Here is a 5,154-nt window from a genome sequence, read left to right on the forward strand (position 1 = left end):
GTATCTGGACGAATGATATTGAGGGTGAGATTTGGGTCTACTCTCCTGATCTTAAATCCCGCGAGCGTTTACTTCGAGGTGTTATAGTTAACGATATATTCCAGGCTGCTGACAATAGTATTTGGCTAGCTACTTATGGGCAAGGTGTTTTCTGCATACCAAGTCTGTACGTTAAAAACTTCAAAATGCCGATAGGACTGCTTGTTACAGCAGATGTTGTTTTGGATAAATCAATTGAAAACCCAATCATTGTCAGTCCCCATTATACGCCTAGTATTTTAAAAGATAATGTTATCCAGGCTTCATCACTAAACATCCCGAGGTCATTAAGAAAAAAAAGAATCAGTGCAATAATAAGACCACGTGGGCAAGACTATCTTGTTGCGACGTACTCATTTTTGTATAGGGAAAGGAACGGCATACTGGATAGTATAAAATGCAGAAGCTTTGTTGGAGCACTTTACCAAAGTACAAATGGGGAGTATTGGAGTGGTGAACGAATGGGATTGGCTAGAATCAACAAAAATTTTAACGAAATTCTTTACCTCCAAGAATTTGATAAAAGAATAGTAAGAGCAATATCAGAAGATTTTAGTGGAAACATAATAGCGGGGACAGACATTGGTTTATATATCGCTGATCATAACGGTTGGAAAGTTCTCAATAAGTTATCCGGTTTGCCTGATAATTACGTGAATGTTATATATGCTGATACAACCAATCAATGTCATTGGATAGGAACGAACGGAGGGCTGTGTAAATTCACTTCTAAGGGAGAGGTGGTTGCATTCGATAACCCATTAACAAAAATCAGGTGTAATTCTATCGAAGCAGATGACATTGGTAATATTTGGATAGCAACCAGTAATGGCTTAGTGCGATACGCGCAAGGCGAGTTTGATCTCTTTAACGAAGAAGACGGTCTGCCTTCTGATATCTTTAAATTGAGATATGATGAGACTACAGGTTATCTCTATGCGCTTTCCCTTAACACGCTTACGCGTATCGAAACAGAGAAGTTTGTTAAACAGGGATTAAAACAAAGGTTTCAGATTGTTTTGAAGGATAAGTTAATAGGAGCAACGTCTCTTCGCAGTGAAAATAAGGATATTCAATTACCTTTTACCTCAAAGTATTTTACATTAAGGTATTCTATTCCATTCTACAAGAGCCGCGAAGGCTGGAGCGCACATTACCGAATAGATAATAACGCCTGGGTTCCGCTTCAAACGCTAACCGATGCAACAATTCAGGATCTGCCCTATGGTAAATCAACCGTTGAAATAAAAATTACTGATAGTAACAGTAGACTTCTATCAGAAGCTACTTTAAAAGTATTCAACCCGACGCCGCTTTACAGACAGGCTTGGTTTCTGGTTGTGTTCAGTTTTCTAGTGTTGTCTATGATTATATGGATAACAATGCTTTTTATACAAAGGCATGCACGTAAGAAAGAGGTAGCCCTGTTGGCTGTGAAGCAAAGGATGGAGCTTGAGCACAAGGCATTGCGAAATATGCTTAGTCCTCATTTTATGAATAATGCTATTAACTCCATCCAGGCATTTGTCACAAAAAATGACCAGCGAAACACGTTGAGCTACCTGGCGAAATTTGCAAGATTAATGCGGGCTAATCTCGAATTACTTGAAAACAACCTGGTTAGTATAGAGAAGGAACTTCATAATCTGGATTTATATTTGTCTTTTGAGATGCTGAGATTTTCCGGAAATCTTACATATTCAATTGAAGCAGAGCAAGAAATTAGAAATGGAGTGTATAAGATGCCATCGCTCATTCTCCAACCTTTCGTTGAAAATTCAATATGGCATGGTATACTTCCAAAGGAGAGCCCGGGGCATGTTCTGGTAAAGGTGACACTTAATGATAATAATCTTCACATTATTATCGATGATGATGGCATCGGACTTGAGGAATCTAAAAGGAGAAAAGAATTCTCTAAAAGCGAGAAGCCTTCTCGGGGTATTGCAATCATTGAAAACAGATTTGCTTTATTAAATAAGATCAAAGCAGGGCATTCGTTTACTTTGGTTGATAAGAGAACATTGAATGTGACTGCGACAGGAACACGCGTCACGATAATCCTCCCTTTCTATAACGCTGGTTGAAATAGCTGCTTCGTAAATTCTTTGTATCAGCAATAATAAAGACTATCGTTATTATTAACCGTTCAACTAATAAATAATTGTTTTTCTCATGTCTTTCGGATTTTTTAGTCTACTTATGTGTTAAGCAATAAATCTACAGCTATGATTCAATCAATTTTATTATTCTTAGGTGGTGTAGGCATGCAGGAAATACTTCTTATAGGGCTATTTGTTCTTATTTTCTTTGGTGCGAAGAAAATACCGGAGTTTATGAAGGGACTTGGAAAAGGTATAAATGAATTCAAACAAGGAATTTCGGATGTTAAAAAGGATATTGAAACTACAGATTCACGCGGCCCGGTGAAGACAGAAGATCCTAAGTAAGAAGCTGTAAGAATAAACTCAGATATTATAAAGCATACTCAAGGCTGAGTATGCTTTTATTTTATTAGCTGCTTGGCATTATTTTATGCCTTCCCTTTGTAAAAAGGAAGCCATGCAGCCAAACGTACAAATAATAAAAGATGATAATACCGCGCGAGTACATTATAGCGCACCTGATCTCCGGTGGATCGAGAAGTATGCCAGGCTGATGGACTCAAGATTTCTGATACCTGGTACGAAGATAAAGTTCGGGGTTGATCCCATATTAAGCCTTTTTCCTGTTTTTGGTGACCTGCTCACGTACATTATTTCAGGAGTCATGATCTATACAATGTACAACCATGGTGCTAGCCGCAAGGTGGTGATTAAAATGATACTGAACTCTACTTTAGATACTGTAATCGGGGCTATTCCAATTGTAGGGACTGTATTCGATATTTTTTACAGATCGAACGATAGGAATGTACGGTTACTGAAAGAGTATTACTTTGAAGGCAAACATCAGGGATCAGGAAGAGGGCTTCTTATATTAATTGCTATTGTAGCCATAGCACTGGTGTCTTTGGTAATTTTTGGAATATGGAAGTTGATGGAAGCAATTTTTTAAAATATTCAATTCCAACCGTGATATTACATGTAGAATTTTAGCGCATGTAATAAGCGTGTAATATTTGAATGGATACTTAATTTTTATTAATAGACGATAATTCTAATTTTAAAACAACCCATCCTAGGTTTGACTGTTTGTCAACTGTGTTCTTCTGGAGTCTATGATACCAGTTACGGACATCATATGTTAATGCTATAAATTTTGTAATGTTCAAAATCTACCTAAACAAAAGAATTTTATTTGGCTTTCTTGTTACCTTAATTATTCTAATAGGGTTAGGGCTCTATTCGTATTGGAATACGAAAAAATTTGTATCTACCACACAATGGGTAATTCATACACATGAGGTACTTTTTGTATCCGAAAGAATTTTAACACTGGCAGAAAATATTGAGGTTGGTCAAAGAGGATATTCTTTAACAGGGAGAACGGAATTTTTAGAAGCTTACAATAAAGGAAAAGAGGAGATTGAGAAGCAAGTAAGTCATTTACAACAACTCACTTCAGATAATGCAAGTCAGCAACAAAGGATTGGTAGTCTACAGAATGATGTGAGGCACCTGCTAAGTTTTGCGTCAGAGGTTATTGAAGTGAGAGATAGAAGTTTTGAAGAAGCGTTAAAGTTGAATGCAAGTTTTAGAGGGAAACAAATTCTGGATTCCATTAGAAAAGGCGTAGCGCAAATTCAGGGTGAAGAGAACAGATTGCTGAAAGCGAGAACGTTAAATAATCACGATCAGATAGAGAAATTCAATATCAGCTTTGAAAGTCTTTTAATAATAATTGCACTCGTGCTTTTGAGTTTGTTCTATGCAATTAATGCGAATATTAAATCCAGAATTCGGACGGAGGAAGAGTTAAGGAAAGCCTCCCATGAAATAAATGATCTTTATGATAATGTTCCATGTGGTTATCATTCAATCAACGTGGATGGTGTTTTTGTTAATATCAATAATACATTACTCAAGTGGCTCGGCTTTAACAGCAAAGAAGAAGTAATAGGAAAATTGAATTTCAGGGATGTTTTAACAAAAGAAAGTGTTAATGAGTTTAACAAGCTCTTTCCTGCGTATATTGAGAAGGGATACTTACACGACATTGAGTTTACATTGAAAAGAAAGGATGACACTTTGCTCCCTGTAATAAGCAGTTCGCTAGCAATATATGATCAACAAGGAAACTTTGTAAAAAGCCGCTCCAGTACGTTTGATAATACAGAGCGGAAAATTGCAGAGACAAAAATTAAAAATCTCAACAATGAATTAGAAGCTTTTACTTATTCCGTGTCTCATGATCTAAGAGCACCGTTGCGCTCTATCGATGGTTATGCGCGTATATTACACGAAGATTATCACAACAAACTTGATGCTGAAGGTGTAAGGGTTATTCAGGTTATTATTAACAATGCCAAGCGAATGGGTCAACTTATTGACGATTTGCTTGATTTCTCACGTGTTGGAAGAAAAGAAATTGCCCTTGCTTACATTGATATGACTGTCCTTGTAAAATCAATTGTTAAAGATCTTTTAGAGCAGGAAAAGCGAGATAATGTTGAGGTTATTTTGAATCCATTGATATCTTCAAATGTAGATGTTGATATGATCAGGCAGGTTTGGATTAATCTTGTTGCTAACGCTTTAAAATATACCAGCAAAACAGAGAAAGCGAGAATTGAGATAAGTTCAACTGACCAAAAGGACGGCGTTTGTTACAAAATTTCAGATAATGGAGTTGGTTTTGATATGCAGTATGTAGATAAATTGTTTGGCGTTTTTCAGCGTTTGCACAGAATGCAGGACTTTGCAGGTACTGGTGTTGGGCTGGCAATAGTAAAACGAATAGTAACAAGGCATAAGGGCCGCATATGGGCGGAGGGAAAACTGAATGAGGGCGCAACTTTTTACTTTATAATACCCCATGATGAAGGAAAATAGTAATAATGCAGTGGAAATCTTACTAGTTGAAGATAATCCGGATGACGCGGGCTTAACCATTCGAGCGCTGAAAAAGTACAATTTGGCGAATCATTTGGTGCATTTGCAGGACGGGGAAGAG

Annotated in this window: 4 protein-coding genes; all 4 read left to right on the forward strand. The window is 37.0% G+C overall.

Going from position 1 to position 5,154, the window contains the following annotated elements; genetic code table 11:
* Window positions 1-2,126, forward strand: a 2,126-nt coding sequence (locus tag KK060_RS24440; protein ID WP_254157840.1) for a sensor histidine kinase, incomplete at its 5' end; no start/stop codon positions are given.
* 141 nt (window positions 2,127-2,267) lie between these two features.
* A complete protein-coding gene (locus KK060_RS24445) occupies window positions 2,268-2,489 on the forward strand; it encodes a Sec-independent protein translocase subunit TatA/TatB (RefSeq protein ID WP_254157842.1) in 222 nt (73 codons plus the stop codon).
* Window positions 2,490-2,601: 112 nt separating this feature from the next.
* Entirely contained in the window at window positions 2,602-3,096 is a 495-nt protein-coding gene (locus KK060_RS24450; RefSeq protein WP_254157844.1) for a DUF4112 domain-containing protein, read from the forward strand.
* Between the two features lie 209 nt (window positions 3,097-3,305).
* Window positions 3,306-5,033 carry a CHASE3 domain-containing protein gene (locus KK060_RS24455; RefSeq protein ID WP_254157846.1) on the forward strand — a complete coding sequence of 576 codons (1,728 nt, stop codon included), beginning with the start codon at window positions 3,306-3,308 and terminating at the stop codon, window positions 5,031-5,033.
* Window positions 5,034-5,154: the final 121 nt, after the last annotated feature.

Source organism: Chryseosolibacter indicum (assembly GCF_018598585.1).
Classification (GTDB): domain Bacteria; phylum Bacteroidota; class Bacteroidia; order Cytophagales; family Cyclobacteriaceae; genus Chryseosolibacter; species Chryseosolibacter indicus.